The sequence below is a fragment of the Frankia sp. CcWB2 genome (assembly GCF_977927585.1).
On sequence record NZ_CDWRCM010000108.1, the window covers coordinates 12,022 to 14,744 of the forward strand.

The following is a 2,723-nucleotide window of genomic DNA, read 5'->3' on the forward strand; positions in this document are numbered from 1 at the left end:
GGCCGGTGACACGGCCCCCACCCCACCAGCCGTCCCCGAACCGCCCGTGAACGGCGAACCGCAGGTAAACGGCAAACCACGCACGGGCCCGCGGCCAGACCCGGCAGGCCTGCGACCCACCCTGCTCCGCCACACCCGACGCCCGCTCGCCGCCCTCCTCGGCGGCGCCCTGCTCTACCTCGCCACCCCACCGGTCGGCTGCTGGCCCTTGGCCCCCGTCGCGGTCACCCTGCTCACCCTCGCCGTCCGCAACCGGCGCCTGCGCGCCTCCTACGGCCTGGGACTGCTGTTCTCCCTCGCCTTCTGCATCCCCCTCCTGCGCTTCGTCTCCTTCGTCGGCGCCGACGGATGGCTCGTGCTCTCCCTCGCCGAAGCCGCCATCCTCGCCCTCGTCGCCCCCGCCACCACCCTCGTCTGGCGGCTACCCGGAGCCTGGCTGTGGACCGCCGCCGTCTGGGTCGCCCAGGAATCGCTGCGCAGCCGAGCCCCCTTCGGCGGCTTCCCCTGGGGACGACTCGCCTTCACCCAGCCCGACAGCCCCTTCACCGCCCTGGCAGCCCTCGGCGGCGCACCCGCCGTCACCGCCGCCGTCGCCGCCACCGGCGCCCTCACCGCCCTCACCGCCCTCACCGCCCTCACCGCCCTCACCATCGTCAGGATCACCACCCCCACCCACGGCACCCCCACCCACGGCACCGGCACCGGCACCACACCCACCCCCCGCGCCCTCCCAACAGCCGCCGCGGCCCGCCGCCTCGCCGCCCCCATCCTCGGCACCGCCGCCCTCACCCTCACCGGCCTGCTCGTACCCCTGCCCACCACCCCCGAGCACGGCACCCTCACCGTCGCCGCCATCCAGGGAAACGTCCCCGCCGACGGCGGCTACCACGCCCTCGGCCGCGCCTTCCAGGTCACCGCCAACCACGTCACCGCCACCAGGCACCTCGCCACCGACGTCACCACCGGAACACGCCCACAACCCGACCTCGTCCTGTGGCCGGAGAACTCCTCCGACCTCGACCCCCTCACCAACCCCGCCGTCGCCACCGCCCTGCGCGCCGCCGCCCGCACCGCCGGCGCCCCCCTCCTCGTCGGCGCTGTCCTGGGCGGCCCCGGACCAGGCCACCTCCGCAACGCCGGCATGATCTGGACCGCCGACGGCTTCACCGGCCAGATGTACGTCAAACGCCACCCCGTCCCCTTCGCCGAATACCTCCCCGGCCGCGCCCTGCTCGAAAAACTCATCCACCGCTTCGCCGACGAGATGCCCAACGACTTCCTCGCCGGCACCACCCCCGGCACGCTCCACGCCGCCGGCACCACCATCGGGGACATCATCTGCTTCGAAGTCGCCTACGACGGCCTCGTCCGCGACACCGTCAACCACGGCGCCGATATCCTCGTCATCCAGACAAACAATGCCTCCTTCGGTCGCAAGGGTGAAAGCCAACAGCAACTCGCCATGTCACGCCTGCGCGCAGTCGAACACGGCCGGGCCACCGTCCAGGTCTCCACCAGCGGTGAAAGCGCCATCATCACCCCCGACGGCACCCTGCTTGCCAAAACCGGCCTCTACGAAGCAGGCATCCTCACCGCCGCGCTACCCCGACGTACCACCCGCACCCTCGCCGACCAGGCCGGGATCCTCCCGGAGGCGCTTCTCATCGCCCTCGGCCTGACCGCCATGATGGCAGGGGTGATCCACGCCCGGCGAACCCGCCCCACAAGCCCGGACCGTGACACCGCCAACGACGACATGACCGCCAACGACACCGGTAACGACGACACCAGCACCACCCGACCCGCCGCACAGCCCACACCACCCGGGCCGGCATGACCAGCACCCCGTAACCGGCACACCACCAAAGCCCATGACCCCGCGAAACGACACCGACAGCGCCACCCACCGTGACGCCACCCGGGCAGACACCGCCGCGGACATGGTCCCTGACCAGGAGAGGAAGCGCGTGGATCCCAACCGCGTTGTCGTCTGCGTCCCGACCTACAACGAGCGGGACAACCTACCGGACACCGCCCGCCGCCTGCGGACGGCCAACCCGACGGTCGACCTGCTCGTCATCGACGATGCCAGCCCCGACGGCACCGGGAAGATCGCCGACGAACTCGCCGCCTCCGACGACCACATCCACGTCCTGCACCGCGAAGGCAAATCCGGCCTCGGCACCGCCTACGTCGCCGGCTTCTCCTGGGCACTACGCCACGGCTACACCGTCATCGTCGAAATGGACGCCGACGGCTCCCACCAGCCCGAGCAACTACCCCGCCTGCTCGCCGCCCTCGACCACGCCGACCTCGTCATCGGATCCCGCTGGATACCCGGGGGAGAGGTCCGCAACTGGCCGCGGCGCCGCTTCCTGCTCTCCCGCGGCGCCAACCTCTATGTCCGCGCCGCCCTCGGCATACCCCTACGCGACGCCACCGCCGGCTTCCGCGCCTACCGCGCCGACGTCCTCCGCGACCGCGACCTGCACCGTGTCACCTCCCAGGGCTACTGCTTCCAGGTCGACCTCGCCTGGCAAGCCTGGTGCCGCGGCTTCCGCGTCCACGAAGTCCCCATCACCTTCATCGAACGCGAACGCGGCACCTCCAAGATGAGCAACGCCGTCGTCGCCGAAGCCCTCTGGCGCGTCGCCTGGTGGGCCGCTACCACCCGACGCCACCGCCCCACCCCGAAGACAACCACCACCGGCACCACACCCCAC

2 protein-coding genes are annotated in these 2,723 nt (G+C 71.9%); both read left to right on the forward strand.

Annotated elements, in window-relative coordinates:
- Positions 1-1,837: apolipoprotein N-acyltransferase (gene lnt / locus ACY45C_RS12810; protein WP_462187847.1), on the forward strand; the 1,837-nt coding region annotated here is incomplete at its 5' end.
- Positions 1,838-1,967: 130 nt separating this feature from the next.
- Positions 1,968-2,723: polyprenol monophosphomannose synthase (locus ACY45C_RS12815; protein WP_462187848.1), on the forward strand; the 756-nt coding region annotated here is incomplete at its 3' end.